We start from the raw sequence: 15,911 nt of genomic DNA, 5'->3' as shown, positions 1-15,911 counted from the left end.
GTCCACGACCATGGTCCCTCGCCCGTCAGGCCGTCTGGCGGGCGGGCCGTGCTGAGAAATGGCGTTCTGAACGGAGGCCCTCAGCCGGGACGAGCCGGGCCCCAGCCGTGTCGAGCAGCGCGTCGACGGGGTCCGTGTCCGTTGCCGTGGCGAGCCGTACGCGGGTGTCGGCGGGGCCGGGCCAGCCCTTGCGTAGCCGGTCGGCGGACAGCCGCACTGGTCTGCTGCTGCCCTTCTTTGCGGTGCGCTTGGCCATGCACAGCCCTCTGGGGTCGGCGTGAACTGAGGCGACGCTGAGCGCCATGAGGATGCTGTCCGCCGCGAAGGTCGTTCAAGGACCGTTTCCCGGCCGAATGCTCATGTCCGTTGGCTAGTTGGGGCCGACCTCGAGGAATCACGGCGCACGTTCGCCCTCGCCGGGCTGTACGCGGTCCTCCAGAACTGGCAGGGCCGCCCCGCCTCCGCCCCGGCCGTCGACGCGTTCGTCGCCTCCGGCTACGACGACAGCGACTTCATCATTTGGCAACCAGCGCGATGGCGCGTGCACCGGAGGCTGGATCCGCCATCACGAGAACGACCCCGCATTCTTCCGCTGCGGCCGATGCGGGGCTTGCAGGGGCATGGAGAAGATCCCGGCCAGCGTCCTTCCGCCAGCACGACTGGATGGGCGGCAGACGCTCGCTGGGGTCGATCGCTGAACAGGGGAGGGCCGTTGCTCCGCAGAAGGACGAGCCGTAGCCGGGAGACGGACCACGGCGCTGACGATCCGCTGGACGCGGCCTCGTGATGTCCGCGTGCTCGCACTCCCCGGTGGCGTGCAGGGGCGGGTTCATGCAGTGGTTCTTGGAGGGCTCGCCGACAGGCTGCCGATAGTCCAGGGGCCGGCCGGTCGGGTTCTGCCCGTCGCGGGGCCGCGGTGCGGCTGAGGAGCGGTGGCGAAGGCTGATGTCGTTGACCGTGCCGTCGTCGACAATGCCCCCATGCCGGTCGGCACGGGCCTTGGACGGCTTGCGCGGGTGCTCGGTCACGTCGGTGACCGGCTTCCCGACCTGGTACGGGGTGTGCAGGTCCCAGCAGGCGATGACCGTACGCAGCGCCTGTTCATGGCCTGGCCAGGGCGCGCCGCCAGGCAGGTGAGCTGCGGCGGGTCCGGTTCCGGGCAGGTGGAGTCGATGTCTGCGCAGTGGTGCCGCAGGACACCGATCAGGGAGGATGACACGCGAACGCGACCCCTGTTCGCGATCGAAGGCTTCGACAACCTTGATCATCAGGAGTCGCGTCCACTGCTGCCGGCCGGGCCGTTCGGTCACTGCTCGATCTGTCGGGGTGAACCGCTCGTCACGCCTGAGAGCGCATCCGCCCCGGCTGCTCACGCCGCGGTGAACCGTTCAGCGGCATCCCAGAGTTCGCCTTCACGCCGCTCGTCGTAGGACTCCTCCGACGAGCGGGCCGCACGGCCGCGGTCGACGTAGGAACCGGTCGGTGCCTGAGTCGTGCCGAGGACCACGTCGGCGAGGTAGCGGCCCGCCGCGTTGCGGCTGGTGGCAAGGGGGGTGAGGGTCATCACCGGCAGGATGCGACGCATCGCGAACCGGGAGACGGGGTCTGCGTTGCGGGCGAGACCGGTGCCGGGGACGAAGCCCGGGTTGTAGGCGACCGCGTCGATTCCGGCCAGCAGGCGGCGCGCGTACTCGTGGACCAGGTAGATGGCTGCCAGCTTGCTCGTCGAGTACGCGGTGCGTCCGGCGGCCGTGGTGTCCGGCTTGGGGAAGGCGCCCGTGCGGGCGAGGGCGTCCGGGGACTTCCAGGCCGGGCCCGGCACCATGCCCATGTTGTGCTTGAAGTCGCCGAAGTGGGTGTCGCTGACAGTGATCACAATCCGGGCGGGGGCCGCGAAGCGGTCCTGGAGCAGGCGTATGAACAGGTGGTTGGCGAGCACGTTGACTGTGAACGTGGCTTCCAGTCCGTCGGGTCCCTCGGTGAGCGCGTTGGTGTACTGGATACCCGCGTTGCCCACGAAGCCGCGTAGGGGCGGCAGGTCACCGCGGTCGAGCCGGTCGCGGATCTCGGTGGCGGCCTGGCGGACGCTGTCCAGAGAGCCCAGGTCCGCCGGGACGTGCGAGACCGTGTGGCCGCCCGTAGCGAGTTCCGCAGCGAGCTGTGCGCCGGAGGATTCGCGGGCGACGACCAAGAGGTGTGCGTTCGGTGACCGGCGCAGGATGTGCTCCGCGGCGACGCGGCCGATCCCGCGGCTCGCGCCCGTCATCACGATGGTGTGCTTCATGGAAGGCTCCTTCACTGGTCAGCCGATGTCGCCCGGCTTGGGCACAGCCCCACGTTCGCCGCTTGCGCCACCGCCAACCAGCGCCGTCCCCGTCACTAGGACTGGCAGTACCCAGGCTGATGCGGCGCCGCACGGCGAGAATGAACCCATGGCTGCCTCCCGCTCCGATTTCGCCGCACTCCTGCGCGCCTGGCGCGACCGCCTCTCCCCGACCGACGCCGGCTTCACCGTGACCGACGGCCGTCGTGCCCCGGGACTGCGCCGCGAGGAGCTGGCGCAGCTGGCCGGGCTTTCAGTCGACTACGTCCTGCGCCTGGAACAGGGACGCGCGACCAGCCCCTCGGCCCAGGTCGTCGGCGCCCTCGCCCGGGCCCTTCAGCTCTCCCGCGCCGAGCGCGACCAGCTGTACCGAAGCGCCAGGCTCCTGCCGCCCCAGGACGGGACGGTCAGCACCCACGTCCCCGCGGGGATCCAACGGCTTGCCGCGCGCCTGAACGACGTCCCGATCGGCGTGTTCACCGCCGACTGGACCCTGGTGTGGTGGAACACCACGTGGAGCGCCCTCCACGGCGACCCCGCCGTCCTTCCGACCGCCGAACGGAACCTCGCCCGCGCACTCTTCGGCAACGGCGCCGCACGCGCCTCGATGCTTCCCGTCCGGTCCGAGCGCGGACCGGACGCCTTCGAAGCGTCCGTTGTCGCCGACCTCAAGGACGCCGTGTCCCGCTATCCCGCGGACGCCCAGCTCGATCGTCTCGTGCAGGAACTGCGAGGAATGTCCGACGCCTTCGCTCATCACTGGGCCACGCAGACGAGTGCCACCCCACACACGACTGACCGCAAAACGATCCGGCATCCGGAGGTCGGCGACATCCTGCTCGACTGCGACGTCCTCATCGTCCCCGGCGCGGACCTGCGCATGGTCACCTACACGGCAGCGACCGGAAGCAGCGACGCGGGGAAGCTGGACCTTCTTCGCGTCACAGGTGGCCGCCGTACCGCCACCGCGCTCCCCTGAGCGGCGACTGCTGGGCGGTTTCGCCAAACCGAGTGGGCGAGCCTCACCGCTGCCGCCAGCCACTGTCGGTCACGGACCGAGCACGCGCTCGACCTGCTCCATCTCGCAGTCTGAGAACGCATCAGCCCTGCTGCCGGTACCCCTCGCCGAGCTGATCGATGAGTTCGAGTTCGCGGCCGGGATGCAGCCGGCAGGTGATGCCTATGGCGGTCTGATCCCGGAGTTCTTCCGGTTCGGCCCGATGCAGGACCACTTCTTCGACCGTCACCGATACGATGACGCCTTGCGGGCCCTGATCGCGGTGATCGGCTCCGACGCCGACGACACGGGCTCATGAGCACTGGCGTCAGCCCGTCTTGCCGCAGACGGAGTCCAGGGGCAGAGAACAGCGGTGGGGGACTCGGCATCACCGTTCGGTGACGGGCGGGTTGTGCCACCAGTGGCCGCATCCGCCGGAGCAGACGCGTTCGCGGCGCCGTTCGTCCGCGACCGCGAGTACCGCGACCAGCAGTCGGAACGCCTTGCGTCGTTCATCGGCAGGGGTGAGGCGGGCGATCTTCCCCAGTTGCTGGTCGATCGGGCCGCGGCTGATCAGAACAGCGGGCGTGTGCGTCGGTCGCAGCCCGGCACGGCGGATGCTCTCTGGTCCGTCTTCGGTGACGGCGCGGGCCTGCACGCAGTGATGGCGCAGGAACAGGAGTATCTCGGCCTGCTCCTCCGGGCCGTGGGTGTCGAACCACTCGATGCCCTGTGACATCGGGCGCAGGCCTTGGGCGAGTTCGTTGAGGATGATGTCTCGCTCGGTCATGAGCGGTTCCCGCAGTCCAGCGCGACCAGGGCCTCAGCGGTCTCGTCGACGAAAGCGCAGAGCCGCTGCATGGCCTGCCGGCAGTATTGCGGGTCGGGGGCCGCCACGGCCCGGACCTCGAGCCATCGGTCCCGGGGGCCGCCCGGGGCCGTGAACCGTGTTGTGTACTTCGAGCCTCGCATCTCATCGAGGTACAGGAGCGTGCCAAGGACGAGTGCCTGGTCGTAGTCGAGGCCGGGACGCGACAAGTAGCGATCAAGGTATGCGCTGAGCAGTTCGGCATCGGCTGCACTACCGGACTTCGCAAGGGCGACGCAGTATGCCGCGCCCTCATACGGCCCCTCACCGCCCAGTAGGAGTCGGCCTATGAGGTCGCGTAACTCGGCCCTGTGGGCCACAGCAACCAGCCAGGCGGCAGTCTTGCGCTCGCGCCGTCCACCCTCCAAGAGGATGCCGAGTTCCGCCGGAGTAATGTCGTACGCAGCCTGAGCCAAATCCCGCGCAAACGCGGAGCGCTCGACCGGGCTCAGCTGCAGAAGGCCTCCGCCCAACCGAAGATATCGCCGATCAGGCGTGACGAACCGCCGAACCAGATCCTGCAGTTCGGGATCGCTCCGGACATGACGCATAGTCGCATCCTGACCTGGGCGGGTCCGCATGTGCCACAGGTTTGCCGACTGCCTCAACGGACCGTAGCTACTTGTTCAGAGAAGTGACCAGGCCGAAGCTGATGGCGCCGGACCAGATCGTTCGGGGCGTGGCACTGACCTACAGGACAGCCCGAGCAGGGCCAGTTGTAGGGTCTCAGGACTCGTGGCACAGTCTCACGGTTTTGGCCTCTCGTTTCAGTCTTTCTGAGACGGTCCAGGTCAGCGACTTGTAGCCTCGGCTGGCCATCGAGGAAGCTCAGAATCGTGGACGGCTGACGCGCAGTGGGTCACCCGGACGCTCCAGGCGGGAGTATTCGTTGGCAGACCGCGGCTCGTGGCTGACAGGGTGTGGTCATGAGTCCCGAGTCCAACGGCATGTCCGGCACTTCTTGGCTGGGTAACCAGATCGACGCGCGTGCACTGTTCGGTCCGGAACTCAGGTCGCTGCTCGATACCCTGCGTGGCCTGGCACCCTCCGACTGGAGCAGGACGGCAGCCGGGCGCTGGACGGTGCACGACGTTGCCGCCCACCTCCTTGGCGACTACTACGGCCGCCTCGGCCACGACTGGCGGAACGGCTTCGCCGATGGCGAGACGGTCGAGGCGTTCATCCACCGCACGAACCAGGAATGGGTCGACCTGCACGCGGACGACAGCCCTGCTTCGCTCATTGACGCCCTGGCGGCTGCAGGCACCCAGCTCGCCCAGCGGTTCGCCACAGCCAACCTTGACGCGACAGCCCTGGGCGTGTCGTGGGCAGGCGTCAACCCCGCGCCGGCGTGGCTGGACATTGCTCGGGAGTTCACCGAGCACTGGACTCACCGCCAGCAGATCCGCCACGCCATCGGCTGCAACACCGACACGGATCCACGTGCCCTGACCGTGGTCCTCGATACCTTCATGCGGGCCCTGCCTCACACGCTCCGACGTACGTCAGCACCCGTCGGGGCGCAGGTCCAGATGATCGCCGAAGGCCCCGCGGACGGCACTTGGACGGCGACTGCCACCGCGGACCGGTGGTCCTTGGCCGAAGTGCCGAGTAGCCGACCAACCGCAGTTGTACTGCTGGATACAGAGACCGTCTGGCGATTGGCTACGCGGAACATTGATCCTGCGGATGCCTTGTCCCGTGCCGATGTACAAGGAGATCGGCGGCTCGCCGAAGCCGCGTGCCGGATCGTGTCCATCATCTACTGATGGCGCTGCGCTCACCGGCTTCCACCGAACCTGACACCAACAGCGCCAGTGAAGGGCACCGAACACCACGCCGCTGTCCTGCGGCGGACTCTCACTGGGTTCCCACAGCACCCAGCCGGTCCGGCCGGGCGTCTAGAGGGTCACGTTCTTCTCACGCTCTTGGTGCGACCAGACCGCGACACTCCAGTGGCGGGGCGGAAGGAGCACCGCTGTAGCCGCTCCGGGCCGGGGAGGGCAGTCGCGGCGTGGTCTATGTGCCGGCCGGGGTGCGAGAGGTGAGTGGCAGGCAGTAGAGGGCGGTGTCCATCTCCCGTGGGGTCCAGGTGCGGGCCGGGTCGGGGGCATGGGGCAGGAGGCGGTCGATGACGGCGATGTAGCGGTCGTACCGGCCGGGGGAGTGGGTGAGCGCAATACCGAGGGAGCGCAGTGCGGCGTGGGCGCGGCGGTCGTAAACCGCCATAGGGTGAGGTGCGGCCGTGGTCAGGACGGCGGAGGCCAGGGCGTCGCCGGAGGTGAAACCGGCAAGTCCGGACAGGGCGGTCCGTCCCGCGCGGGCTGCTTCACTGCGACTGACGGAGGCATCGCGCACGGCGGCCGCGGCAGCCGCCGTGGCCGCCGCGCCTCGCTGTCCGCGACGGCCATGAGCGTGCCGGCCCAGCGGGTGTCGGCGTGCAGACGACCCTAGTACGTGACCGCCCTTCGGCAGATCACGGTCGTGGTGTACGTGGAGCCGTAGGGGCTTTTCGAGCCTGAGCAGCGCCCCGGACAACTGGCTGGTCCTGGGCGCTGCTGCGTCTGAGGACGCCGTCCGGGGGAGGCTGAAGGTACCCAAGGACTCGGCCGAACCCGGGAGTCGGCTCGCCGAGAGCTGTGGCGAGTGTGATGTGCCGGTCAGCTCAGCTGAGCTCCGGCGGCAGTACCCTGGTGAGCCAGGCGAGTTCGTTGTCCCGGATGAATATCGAGGCACTTGCCGCTGGATCCACTGGCCAGGGGTGAAAGTCCTCCAGCGCCTGCACGTATGCGTCGGCGCTTTCTCGGCTGGGTTGGGTGATGAGTTGTCGAGCGAGGCTGCTGTATCCGCCCGGTATTCGGTCCAGCGTGGCGAGGGTGGCATCGAGGTACCTCGGCCCGCGAAAAAGCGTCCGATTCAACGCTAGCAGGGCCCGCCCGCCGGCGCTGACCGTGTGTACAGCGGCGTGATGCAGCAGGAACGTGTTGTCCAACGCGATAGCTTGCGGCAGAAAGTCGGTTCCGTGCCACCGTACCTCGGACATGAACGAGATGGCTCGGCTCTCCCAGGACTTCGGCGGAAGCACGGGGATCGAGGCGACCCGCCCGGCGATGTCGTAGCCATTGCGGACCCAGGCGACACGGGCGTCTTCGAACGATGCGCGAACAGGATCGTCCCCGCGCTCGGCGGCAGTATCCAGAAACGCGACGGTGGCGAGCTTGACGTCGACACAGCCGCCTGGATACGTCACGTCGGAGCGTTCGTCGAAGATTACGCGATGAGCGGCAATGGCCGCATCGAATACGTCGTCGGGCACGACTAGATATACGTCGACGTCCGAGTCGGGGCGTTCCGTACCACGCGCCACCGACCCCACAAGGATGACCGCGATCGCGTTCGGGTCGGCCGCCGCCCTGCGGACGTATGCATCCAGCGTGTCCTCATGATGCTGCATGGAAGATTCCAGGTATCCGGAGGGCCTCTCCCGGTACAAGACCGGGCCCGCACGCGCGGACTGCGGGGGAGTCCTCCCGAGGATAAACCCAAGCGGTCAGCGACGCCGAGCGCCGCAGTAGACGGTCCCGAAACAGGAACTGAAAGAGCGTTTTATCTCGGCAGGACTGTTTGATAACTCGGGCCACGAAGCCGCTTGGATCGGGTGATTGTGCGTGTGACGATCGGGCCGTGTGGGCCCATGGTGCCTGCGGTTGCAGGTGGAACCGCCCGTAGAGGCAAGGAGGGGTGCCGGGCATGGTCACCGAGGAAAGAGTGCGGCTGTTGCTCAGCAACGGTGGTGAGGCCGCGCTGGAGTTGACCGTAGAGACCATCGGCCCGAATCGGTCACGGTGTGGGTCAACGGCAACTGCTTCCACCTCAGCGGCACGGAGGGGCACGTGATCGACTCGGCCGACTGGCACTGCCCTACTCAGGGTTGACTTGGCGTATTTGGAGGTTGTTTCTCTCGATGTTTCATCCCGGAATCAGTGTTTGATCCTGCCGTGTCGGGTCGCGCCAGGAGATGGTGGCTTCGCCGGTGAGGAGGCGGGCCATCAGGTCGGTCGGTCAGGGCGAGCTGGATTATGGCTTCGGAGCGGGCGAACAGGGATTCGTTGTCGCGGGCCAGGCGGCGGTGGAGCATCAGCCACCCGTAGGTCCGCTCCACCCGATTGCGCCCGCGTCGGCGACGCGTTGTCCCAGGCGGTCGTGCGCGGGCTCGCCGGTGACGCCGGGGCGGCCATGTGGGACGCGCACCACCAGGATGTCGCCCGTCGTGGTGGATACGGCGTCGACGACGAGCTGGTCGGCGACGGTTGCCGCCGTGTCCACCCAACGGTGCCCGTTGAGCTCCTAGCCACTGGTGGTGAGCGTGAGGGCCGGTGCGGTGTGGTCGGTGGTCGCTGCGACGGGGCGGACGGCGCCGGTCCAGAGCCACTGGGCGCGAGCCGAGTCGGCTTCACCGGCGTCCGGTTTGGCGGATGTGCCGTAGAAATGGCTGCTCCAGGTGTGCACGTGGTGGCGTGCGAGCATCTCGCCGATCGAACTGTCTGCTGTGGCGATCTCACGGTGGCGGCGCTGCGGTGGGCCAATGCGTCCCGTGGCCAAGCCGCGGTGGGGTCAGCGCTGCCAGCAGGCCGACATCCATCGGGAAGAGGCGGCGTCCATGGGCGGCGGCTGGTGAAGGACGGCCGCCGGCCGGTGTCACCAGCTCCAGCCCACGGCCGGTCGGCCGGCGCCGGAATGGGATTCAGGGGGTCGCGGGCCCAACGCCCGCCCCGGCCTGCGTCATCGAAGCCTGACCGACATCACCGTGCACGTGACCGACTCCGTATCGTCCTCGCGCCGCTCACGTGACCGACCGGCCGACGACCGGCCTGCACGGACCTGCGGCACGGATGACTGCCGGCACGACCACGGATACCCACTTCCGGACCGGAGGCCCGGCCGCGGTCTGGTCCGGACAGCCGCGGGAAGGAACGGGCGGCGGCCAGGAAGCCGAGTGTCGTCAGCACGAACGGCCAGGTGAAGGCGTGCCCGCCGGACGGTGAGAGCAGCGCGGCGACGGTGGGGGTCAGGGCCGTCGCGGTCGCGGCGCCGAGCAGGGCGTAGAACAGCGTGGCCGGCGCCGCCGGCAGGAACACCCCACACAGGGCGAGCGCGACCAGCACCGCGTTGTAGCCCATGGTGCCGTTGGCGATCTGCTCGGCCGGCGCACCGAGAGCCCAGGCGGTCACGATCCCCGTCACGCTGCCCGCGCAGGCGATCAGTCCGGCCGTCCGGCTTGCGACGAAGACGCCCGCGAGCAACAGCGCCCCCACGTGCCACAGTTCCAGGAAGAAGAGCTGGGACACGTTGTGGAAGAACGCCGGCGCCAGCTCGTCCAGATGCAGGGCGGTCCGCCCGGAGGCCGAGCCGGGCAGTGCGGCGAGGCTGTCACCGAACGGCCAGATCCGCCGGAAGGCGGGCGCGGCCACGGTCACCGCAACCGCCAGGAGGCAGTACGGGAGGGTCAGCGGCGGCAGTTCCCAGACGCTCAGCAGACGCACCGCCGCCGCCGTGCCGATGGTGACCACGATGCAGCCCGCGGCGGCGAGCAGTGCCGTGGCAGGCCGGTCCCGGCCGAGGAAGACGGCGAAGCAGAGGGCGAGCAACGCGGAGTTGAAGCCCTCGAGACCGGCCTCTTGCCGGTCGCGTGACCCGCCGAGCGCGCGGGCGGTCCAGGTGCCCAGGGCTGCGCCCCCCACCGCATACGCGGCGAACCGCCAGTCGGCCAAGCACAGGGCCGCGGCGAAGACGGCCCCCGTCCACGCGTTCGCCTGGAACGCCACTTGGCCCAATCCGCGCAGCACCTGCGCGCAGAAGCCCGGCTCGTGTGCTGAACGCCCCCACCACCGGGCTCGTACCGACCGTCGCACGTCCCGCCCCCCAATCATTCTGCGAAGCGATATTTAGTTTCCGCAATACGGTATCTGGTGACCGCGATGAGAAGCAGTTTGGGGCGCCGGGTGGACGTGGCAGGCTTGCGCGGTGATCGTTGACCTGGCTCCTCGCTTCTTGGCCTGGGACGACGTGGACCCCGCCCGCCATGCTTTCGACGGCGCGCTCGTGGCCCGGACGGTACGCTCGCTCGGTCCAGCCCGCCGTGTCCCCGTCCGCCCGGACGTCCCCTACTCGATGACCATCAATCGATCACTCGGGAAGGTACGCCCTTCGCGTGCTCCCCGAGCTCGATCCACAGGTCTCGAGCATTGCTCGCGTTTCTTTGGCTGCCTACGGTTGTACGACTGGTGACAAGGCGACGGGGGGCAACGATGCGCATCGCGGTGACTGGGGCGGCGGGCAGCCTGGGCGGGCGGATCGTGCGGTTGCTCGCGGACCGGGCCGACGTGGACGTCGTAGCGATGACCAGGAGGAGGCTGCCTGCCGAGGCGTTGCCGCCGCAGGTGGAAGTCGCCGTCGCCGACTACGCCGATCCGCCGGCGCTGCGTGCGGCGCTGAAGGGCGTGGACACTCTGGTCTTCGTCTCCAGTGACGGGCCCGATGCACGGGTGCTGCTGCACCACCGCAACGTTGTCGCCGCCGTGGCGGCTGAGCGTGTCGGCCATGTCGCTGCGCTGAGCAGCGTTGACGCCGACATGGCGTCCCCGTTCTGCTATGCAGTAGTCAACCGGCTCACCGAGGATCTGCTTCTGGCTTCCGGCGTCCCGTGCTCGTTCGCCAGGGCTTCGCTCTACATCGAGTTCTTCCAAGCCTGGCTGACCGAGGCGCGCGCGACCGGGCTGCTGCGGCTTCCGGCCGCGGATGGCCGGGTCTCCCTGGTGGCGCGCGACGACGTGGCGCGTGCACTGGCCGCCCTCGCGGTGGGTGAGCCGACCGGCCGTCACCATGACATCACAGGGCCCGAGTCGGTGGACCTGGCAGGCATCGCCTCGATCACGGCGGAGGCGTGGGAGACGCCTGTCGTCTACGTGGACATCCCGGCTGACACATACTGTGCCGAGACTGCGGCGAACGGCCTGGATCCCTGGTGGCTCTACGCTTTTTCGTCCATGTTCGCCTCGGTGCGCGAGCAGCGCTGGGATCGAGTCCGAAACGACTACACCCAGCTGACCGGCCGCGCCCCTCTCGCTCTCCGCGACGTCCTGTCAGCACACGGGTGAGCGCCGGACACCGCCGAGCGGGCCACGAACAAGGTTGAGCAGGACCGACTCAAACACTCAGTCACAGGTCGGTGCACGTGCCAGCGCAGAGTGGGAGGTGGCTGGTGGAGGCTGAGGACTTCCGCTGGCACTGAGCCCCTCTCTCGGTGTCACAGTGATGCCGATAGCGGCGACAAGCTGCTTGCAGAAGCTGGTAGCTGGTGAGGATCAAACTCTGGACGTTGCTGGAGATGGTCGCTGCCGCGCGGTGGCCAAGACCGGAAGCATCCAGCGCTGCAACCGCTGACCACGGTGCTTTGTCGTATCCGTCATGATGCCCAGGCGAAGATCACGGTCACTGAATGAACGCGAGCTGAGGCTGCGGAAGGCCGGCCGAGCTTTGACTCTGGCCTTCGTTGTGGCGGTCGTAGTCGCGGGTGGTGTCTTCTACAGCCTGGTGGTCCTGCTGGACTTCCAAGGTCGTCGCCTACCGTCGCCAGCGCGTAGACGAGACACGTGCTCACCGCGAGGCCACACGGCTACACACTGAGCGTTTCTCCCAAGCCGTCGACAAGTTCGGCTCGGATTCCCCGGCAGTACGGCTCGGAGGCGTCCACGCCCTGGCTGGCCTTGCCGACGACGCCCCTGACGATAGCCTCCGCCAGATCAGCATCGACGTCCTGTGTGCCTTCTCCAACTCCCCTACACCCTCGACCTCGGCGACGAAGCCGCCCACCAAGAGGAACACCACCGCTACCGGGCCCTCCGCAAGGTCCGGCACACGATCCTCCGCCTCATCGGCGACCACTACCGACGACCACAAGGAGCCCACCGCTCTTGGCAGGGCTGCGACCTGGACCTCACAGGCGATGTCATGGGTGCGGTAGTCGTGGCCGCGGCCCGCGTGGAAGGTGCCACGGGTCGGGCGCTCCGTCGAGGCGCTCCACCAGGCCCTCGGTGCGGAGGAGGCCGAGAGCCTGGCGGACCGTGTTGCGCGAGGCCCGGTACTCGGCGGCGAGGGTCGACTCGTGCGGCAGGGTGCCTGCCGGGAAGCCCCCGGAGAGGAGCTGGTGACGCAACAGATCGGCGAGCTGGCGTGCCTGATCCGCGCGCAGCCGACACCGCGTGCGCTGGGCGGCGACGGTGGGCGCGCCCTGGCCGGCGTGGTCTCGGACGCGGTCGGTGGGTGGCACGTTCGGAACCATGCCGATCCGGTAGGGATAGTGGTGTTGCCGAAGTGTTGCGCCGCCTGACGCCTCGACGAGTGCTGCGCTGACCTGGGCTTTCGGTGGAAGGGAGGCGACATGTGCCACGTGAGTGGTCCACGCGCGGTGTCGTCCGGAGCCGGCCCCAGCCCGTCTCGGCCGGTACGTGTCGTCACCGCGCCGCGGTGGGGCGCGACCTCCAGCGCCGCAGGCACGCTCCCACCCCCGCTTCCGGGCCCAGCCCGCCCCACACGGCACCGAAATCCACTTGCTCCCGCCACCGTCTCGTGCAAGCCTCTCCACGCACCTGTCGTCGTACCAAGGAGCAGACATGCTCGACCGGGACGCTCGCCCGACCCCGCGGTCCACCACGGCCGCCCCGCTCACGAACGTCCCGGAGAGCCTCCTTGCCCACGCAGATCAGCGCCCGCGCCGTCAGGAAGTCGTACAACGGCCGACTCGTCCTTGACGCCGTCACCTGCGCCCTGACCGCCGGTGAACGCACCGGCGTCATCGGGGAGAACGGATCCGGCAAGTCCACCCTGCTCCGTCTGCTCGCCCGCGTCGAACGGCCCGACAGCGGCGAGATCACCGTCCGGACGGAGGGCGGTGTCGGCTACCTCCCGCAGGACGGCCGGCTCCCGCCGCACCACACCGTCCAACAGGCCGTCGACGAAGCGCTGAGCGACCTGCGCGCCATCGAGTGCCGCATGCGGGCGCTCGAAGCCGCCATGTCCGGCGGCGCGGGCGAGGACCGGGTCCTCACCGAGTACGGCGACCTGACGACCGCCTTCGAACTGCGCGGCGGCTACGAGGCCGACGCCCGCGTCGAACGCGCCCTGCACGGCCTCGGGCTGGCCCATCTCCCGCGCGACCGCGCCCTCGGTGACCTCTCCGGCGGTGAGCAGGTCCGCCTGCGCCTCGCCGGCCTGCTCGCCGCCTCCCCCGAGGTGCTGCTCCTCGACGAGCCCACCAACCACCTCGACGCGAGCGCCTTGGCGTGGCTCGAGGAGCATCTGCGCACTCGGCGCGGCACCGTCGTCGCCGTCTCCCACGACCGGGTCTTCCTCGAACGCGTCACCACCACCCTCCTGGAGGTCGACGCCGACCGCCGTACCGTCACCCGCTACGGCAACGGCTACTCCGGTTACCTCGCCGAGAAGGCGGCGGCCCGCCGGCGCTGGGTACTGGATCACGCCCGCTGGGAAGCCGAGGTGGCCGCCCAGCGCGAGGCCGTCGCGACCACCGCCCGCCGCGTCGCCCCCGGCCGCGCCATGACCGACGGCAACAAGATGGCCTACGACCGGGCCGGAGGCCGCGTCCAGCAGTCCCTGGCCGGCCGGGTACGCAACGCGGAGGAGCGACTGCGGCGTCTCCTCGCCGAGCCCGTCCCCGCCCCGCCCGAGCCGCTGCGCTTCACGCCGGTCCTGCGGTCCGGGCCGCTCGCCGGCACGGTCCTGGACGCCACCGGCGTCGCCGTCGTCGGCCGCCTGGCACCCACCGACCTCACCGTCAAGGCAGGCGACCGCCTCCTGGTCACCGGCGGCAACGGCACAGGCAAGAGCACCCTGCTGCGCGTCCTGGCCGGCCGCCTCGCCCCCGACGAGGGCCATGTCACCCGGCGCGGTCGCATCGGGCACCTGCCCCAGGAACCCGGCCCCGGGCGCCCCGGCGAGACCCTCCTCTCCGCGTACGCCCGCGGTTTCCCCGGCACCCCCGAGGACCACACCGCCACGCTCCTCTCCCTGGGCCTGTTCACCGAGGACCGCCTCACAGCCCGCGTCACAGAACTCTCCACGGGCCAGCGGCAGCGACTCTCCCTGGCCCGCCTGCTCAGCCGACCCTGTGACGTCCTGCTCCTCGACGAGCCGACCAACCACCTCTCACCGGCGGTCACCGAAGACCTGGAGGAGGCCCTGGCCGCCTACTCCGGAGCCCTGCTCCTCGTCTCCCACGACCGCCGCCTGCGCGAACGCTGGCAGGGCGACCATCTCGCCCTGACGGGCCGGGGCGTGGACCGCTCCCTCGCCCGGTGAAGTGCTCGGGGCGCGACCACCCCACGGTCACGCCGTAGCCGGCGGTTCTCCCTTCCCACCCCTACCCAACTGGAGGAAACACGATGACCGACACCCCGCAGGACAACACGCCCGAGACCGAGGCCCCTGAGCCCGAGACCCCTGCGGCTCCCGAGGCCGACGCCAAGCGCAAGTTCCAGGAAGCACTGGAGCGCAAGGCCCGTATGGGCCGGGCTCAGCAGGCGCACCAGGACGGGCGGCAGAAGATCAAGGGACTCAACGGCCCCAAGGGCCAGACCCGCAACTTCCGCCGCAAGTCCGGCTGACCGGCGCCCCACCCCGGAACGGCCGCCCGATCCACACCCCGGACCGAGCGGCCGTTCCGGCACCAGTTCCGTGGGCCTGGACCATCCCGCCCGGATCCGCCAGGAGCCGACGCTCCTCGCCCCGCCCTAGAAGCTGCCGCCGTACCTGAGAAACCACCGCGCACTGGTGCGACACCTGAACCTCGAAACAGCCAACCTGCCGGGGCTTATGGCCGGTGCACGCGCTGGGGCCGGAAAGGTGGTCAAGCCGCTGACGCCGGGGCCGGGCCGTTGGGGCGAAGGCGCTCGTCCCGGGTCAGGAAATGCACGCCGCACGCCGGCGGCGCAGGAGGCGGCCGACGACCTGACGGACAGCGACGAACACCACGACCGGCACGAAGCCGATCGCCTGGAACAACCAGGGGATCTCGTCACCCTCCCACTCCGACCCGAAGTCAAGGACGAGCCCCGACACCAGCATCACGAGGAACGAGCCTCCGGCCAGGACAATGGCCCACACCAACGCGGATTCACGTGCCGAAGCGCGGTGCCGAGCCGCCAGGACGAAGGCATCGACCGGAGGCGTCCAGCCCTCGCCACGGGACCGCACCCATCTGTCCTTGATGGCTCGTACCTCCTCGGGTTGCGCCCCCACGCCCCCTGGCAGCGCGAACAGTCGTCCCTCTCGATCGAGCAGCATCGTCCTGGGGGAAGCCGAATTCTCCTCGCTCTCGATGCTCATCACGTCGGACCACGCCGTCCTGCGGGTCCGGAAGAGCTGCCGTACCGCGAGGTGGTCCCGGTGGACGAGGGTGGCCGCTCGCCAGAACCAGATGATGCCGAGATACACCGTGCTCAGCAGTACGAGCATGCTCACCTTGAGCGTCACGGGCAGGTTGTCCTCCGGCACGATCCCCCGCGCCAACGGGATGCCGGGCAACCCGAGAGTGAGGGTGACGAACACCAACGGCGCCGCGCGAAGCCGGTACTTGCGGATCACCCGGCCATCGGTCCCTGCCTCCACTGCTCCTCCCGTCAGTCGGAGATCGGCGTTTGGGGACA

At 69.3% G+C, this 15,911-nt stretch carries 17 protein-coding genes and 2 pseudogenes; 6 read left to right on the top strand and 13 right to left on the bottom strand.

Annotated elements, in window-relative coordinates; genetic code table 11:
* Positions 1–25 precede the first annotated feature (25 nt).
* The 3 genes from ACIGO6_RS37900 to ACIGO6_RS37890 form a co-directional block, all read right to left on the bottom strand.
* On the bottom strand, positions 26–256 hold the full coding sequence (locus tag ACIGO6_RS37900) for a hypothetical protein (RefSeq protein WP_399884680.1): 231 nt from the start codon (positions 254–256) through the stop codon (positions 26–28).
* A 259-nt stretch (positions 257–515) separates the two neighbouring features.
* Positions 516–1,310 (bottom strand): hypothetical protein, encoded by a 795-nt coding sequence (locus ACIGO6_RS37895; protein WP_399884678.1) that lies wholly within the window; start codon positions 1,308–1,310, stop codon positions 516–518.
* Between the two features lie 59 nt (positions 1,311–1,369).
* Positions 1,370–2,284 (bottom strand): SDR family NAD(P)-dependent oxidoreductase, encoded by a 915-nt coding sequence (locus ACIGO6_RS37890; protein ID WP_399884676.1) that lies wholly within the window; start codon positions 2,282–2,284, stop codon positions 1,370–1,372.
* Positions 2,285–2,432: 148 nt separating this feature from the next.
* On the opposite strand from ACIGO6_RS37890, the gene ACIGO6_RS37885 reads away from it, so the two are divergent.
* Together ACIGO6_RS37885 and ACIGO6_RS37880 are read left to right on the top strand one after the other, a co-directional pair.
* A complete protein-coding gene (locus ACIGO6_RS37885; RefSeq protein ID WP_399884674.1) occupies positions 2,433–3,302 on the top strand; it encodes a helix-turn-helix transcriptional regulator in 870 nt (289 codons plus the stop codon).
* Positions 3,271–3,639, top strand: coding sequence for a hypothetical protein (locus tag ACIGO6_RS37880; RefSeq protein WP_399884672.1), 369 nt, complete (start codon positions 3,271–3,273; stop codon positions 3,637–3,639). The genes ACIGO6_RS37885 and ACIGO6_RS37880 overlap by 32 nt, the downstream gene beginning before the upstream one ends.
* A gap of 69 nt (positions 3,640–3,708) precedes the next feature.
* Here ACIGO6_RS37880 and ACIGO6_RS37875 read toward each other — a convergent pair whose 3' ends face one another.
* Both ACIGO6_RS37875 and ACIGO6_RS37870 read right to left on the bottom strand, forming a co-directional pair.
* The gene (locus ACIGO6_RS37875; RefSeq protein ID WP_399884670.1) at positions 3,709–4,110 is read right to left on the bottom strand and encodes a DUF5958 family protein; all 402 of its coding nucleotides are present in this window, start codon (positions 4,108–4,110) and stop codon (positions 3,709–3,711) included.
* Positions 4,107–4,739: a DUF6000 family protein gene (locus tag ACIGO6_RS37870; protein WP_399884668.1), complete on the bottom strand. Its 633-nt coding sequence runs from the start codon at positions 4,737–4,739 to the stop codon at positions 4,107–4,109. The genes ACIGO6_RS37875 and ACIGO6_RS37870 overlap by 4 nt, the downstream gene beginning before the upstream one ends.
* Positions 4,740–5,114: 375 nt before the next feature.
* Between ACIGO6_RS37870 and ACIGO6_RS37865 the strand changes: the two genes are divergently transcribed.
* Positions 5,115–5,957, top strand: coding sequence for a maleylpyruvate isomerase family mycothiol-dependent enzyme (locus tag ACIGO6_RS37865; RefSeq protein ID WP_399884666.1), 843 nt, complete (start codon positions 5,115–5,117; stop codon positions 5,955–5,957).
* A gap of 250 nt (positions 5,958–6,207) precedes the next feature.
* Here ACIGO6_RS37865 and ACIGO6_RS37860 read toward each other — a convergent pair whose 3' ends face one another.
* From ACIGO6_RS37860 to ACIGO6_RS37835, 6 genes and pseudogenes are all read right to left on the bottom strand, one after another.
* Positions 6,208–6,546 carry a hypothetical protein gene (locus tag ACIGO6_RS37860; RefSeq protein ID WP_399884664.1) on the bottom strand — a complete coding sequence of 113 codons (339 nt, stop codon included), beginning with the start codon at positions 6,544–6,546 and terminating at the stop codon, positions 6,208–6,210.
* A gap of 307 nt (positions 6,547–6,853) precedes the next feature.
* Positions 6,854–7,642 carry a nucleotidyltransferase domain-containing protein gene (locus tag ACIGO6_RS37855; RefSeq protein ID WP_399884662.1) on the bottom strand — a complete coding sequence of 263 codons (789 nt, stop codon included), beginning with the start codon at positions 7,640–7,642 and terminating at the stop codon, positions 6,854–6,856.
* Positions 7,643–8,157: 515 nt separating this feature from the next.
* Positions 8,158–8,350: pseudogene (locus ACIGO6_RS37850) on the bottom strand (IS5/IS1182 family transposase); the annotation flags it as partial.
* Positions 8,326–8,514: a hypothetical protein gene (locus tag ACIGO6_RS37845; RefSeq protein ID WP_399884660.1), complete on the bottom strand. Its 189-nt coding sequence runs from the start codon at positions 8,512–8,514 to the stop codon at positions 8,326–8,328. The pseudogene ACIGO6_RS37850 and the gene ACIGO6_RS37845, both read right to left, overlap by 25 nt.
* Before the next feature lie 21 nt (positions 8,515–8,535).
* Positions 8,536–8,715, bottom strand: a complete 180-nt coding sequence (locus ACIGO6_RS37840; protein WP_399884658.1) for a hypothetical protein — start codon at positions 8,713–8,715, stop codon at positions 8,536–8,538.
* Positions 8,716–8,990: 275 nt separating this feature from the next.
* Positions 8,991–10,013 (bottom strand): urea transporter, encoded by a 1,023-nt coding sequence (locus ACIGO6_RS37835; RefSeq protein ID WP_399884656.1) that lies wholly within the window; start codon positions 10,011–10,013, stop codon positions 8,991–8,993.
* Positions 10,014–10,496: 483 nt separating this feature from the next.
* On the opposite strand from ACIGO6_RS37835, the gene ACIGO6_RS37830 reads away from it, so the two are divergent.
* On the top strand, positions 10,497–11,345 hold the full coding sequence (locus ACIGO6_RS37830; protein ID WP_399884654.1) for an NAD(P)H-binding protein: 849 nt from the start codon (positions 10,497–10,499) through the stop codon (positions 11,343–11,345).
* Between the two features lie 908 nt (positions 11,346–12,253).
* On the opposite strand, the pseudogene ACIGO6_RS37825 reads toward ACIGO6_RS37830, so the two are convergent.
* Positions 12,254–12,529, bottom strand: a pseudogene (locus ACIGO6_RS37825) (winged helix-turn-helix domain-containing protein); the annotation flags it as partial.
* A 407-nt stretch (positions 12,530–12,936) separates the two neighbouring features.
* Between ACIGO6_RS37825 and abc-f the strand changes: the two are divergent.
* Together abc-f and ACIGO6_RS37815 are read left to right on the top strand one after the other, a co-directional pair.
* A complete protein-coding gene (gene abc-f / locus ACIGO6_RS37820) occupies positions 12,937–14,565 on the top strand; it encodes a ribosomal protection-like ABC-F family protein (RefSeq protein ID WP_399884652.1) in 1,629 nt (542 codons plus the stop codon).
* An 83-nt stretch (positions 14,566–14,648) separates the two neighbouring features.
* On the top strand, positions 14,649–14,870 hold the full coding sequence (locus tag ACIGO6_RS37815) for a DUF5302 domain-containing protein (RefSeq protein WP_399884650.1): 222 nt from the start codon (positions 14,649–14,651) through the stop codon (positions 14,868–14,870).
* A 295-nt stretch (positions 14,871–15,165) separates the two neighbouring features.
* On the opposite strand, the gene ACIGO6_RS37810 is transcribed toward ACIGO6_RS37815, so the two are convergent.
* Positions 15,166–15,873 (bottom strand): PH domain-containing protein, encoded by a 708-nt coding sequence (locus ACIGO6_RS37810; RefSeq protein ID WP_399884648.1) that lies wholly within the window; start codon positions 15,871–15,873, stop codon positions 15,166–15,168.
* Positions 15,874–15,911 lie beyond the last annotated feature (38 nt).

This window comes from Streptomyces sp. NPDC053750 (assembly GCF_044544295.1).
Classification (GTDB): Bacteria; Actinomycetota; Actinomycetes; order Streptomycetales; family Streptomycetaceae; genus Streptomyces.
This window is presented reverse-complemented; position numbering and strand designations above follow the sequence as displayed.

Excerpts from the sequence above, each read along its gene's own strand:
- ACIGO6_RS37900 (WP_399884680.1), bottom strand. The coding sequence starts at position 256 with ATGGCCAAGCGCACCGCAAAGAAGGGCAGCAGCAGACCAGTGCGGCTG.
- ACIGO6_RS37890 (WP_399884676.1), bottom strand. The coding sequence starts at position 2,284 with ATGAAGCACACCATCGTGATGACGGGCGCGAGCCGCGGGATCGGCCGC.
- ACIGO6_RS37885 (WP_399884674.1), top strand. The coding sequence starts at position 2,433 with ATGGCTGCCTCCCGCTCCGATTTCGCCGCACTCCTGCGCGCCTGGCGC.
- ACIGO6_RS37875 (WP_399884670.1), bottom strand. The coding sequence starts at position 4,110 with ATGACCGAGCGAGACATCATCCTCAACGAACTCGCCCAAGGCCTGCGC.
- ACIGO6_RS37870 (WP_399884668.1), bottom strand. The coding sequence starts at position 4,739 with ATGCGTCATGTCCGGAGCGATCCCGAACTGCAGGATCTGGTTCGGCGG.
- ACIGO6_RS37865 (WP_399884666.1), top strand. The coding sequence starts at position 5,115 with ATGAGTCCCGAGTCCAACGGCATGTCCGGCACTTCTTGGCTGGGTAAC.
- ACIGO6_RS37855 (WP_399884662.1), bottom strand. The coding sequence starts at position 7,642 with ATGCAGCATCATGAGGACACGCTGGATGCATACGTCCGCAGGGCGGCG.
- ACIGO6_RS37840 (WP_399884658.1), bottom strand. The coding sequence starts at position 8,715 with ATGCTCGCACGCCACCACGTGCACACCTGGAGCAGCCATTTCTACGGC.
- ACIGO6_RS37830 (WP_399884654.1), top strand. The coding sequence starts at position 10,497 with ATGCGCATCGCGGTGACTGGGGCGGCGGGCAGCCTGGGCGGGCGGATC.
- ACIGO6_RS37815 (WP_399884650.1), top strand. The coding sequence starts at position 14,649 with ATGACCGACACCCCGCAGGACAACACGCCCGAGACCGAGGCCCCTGAG.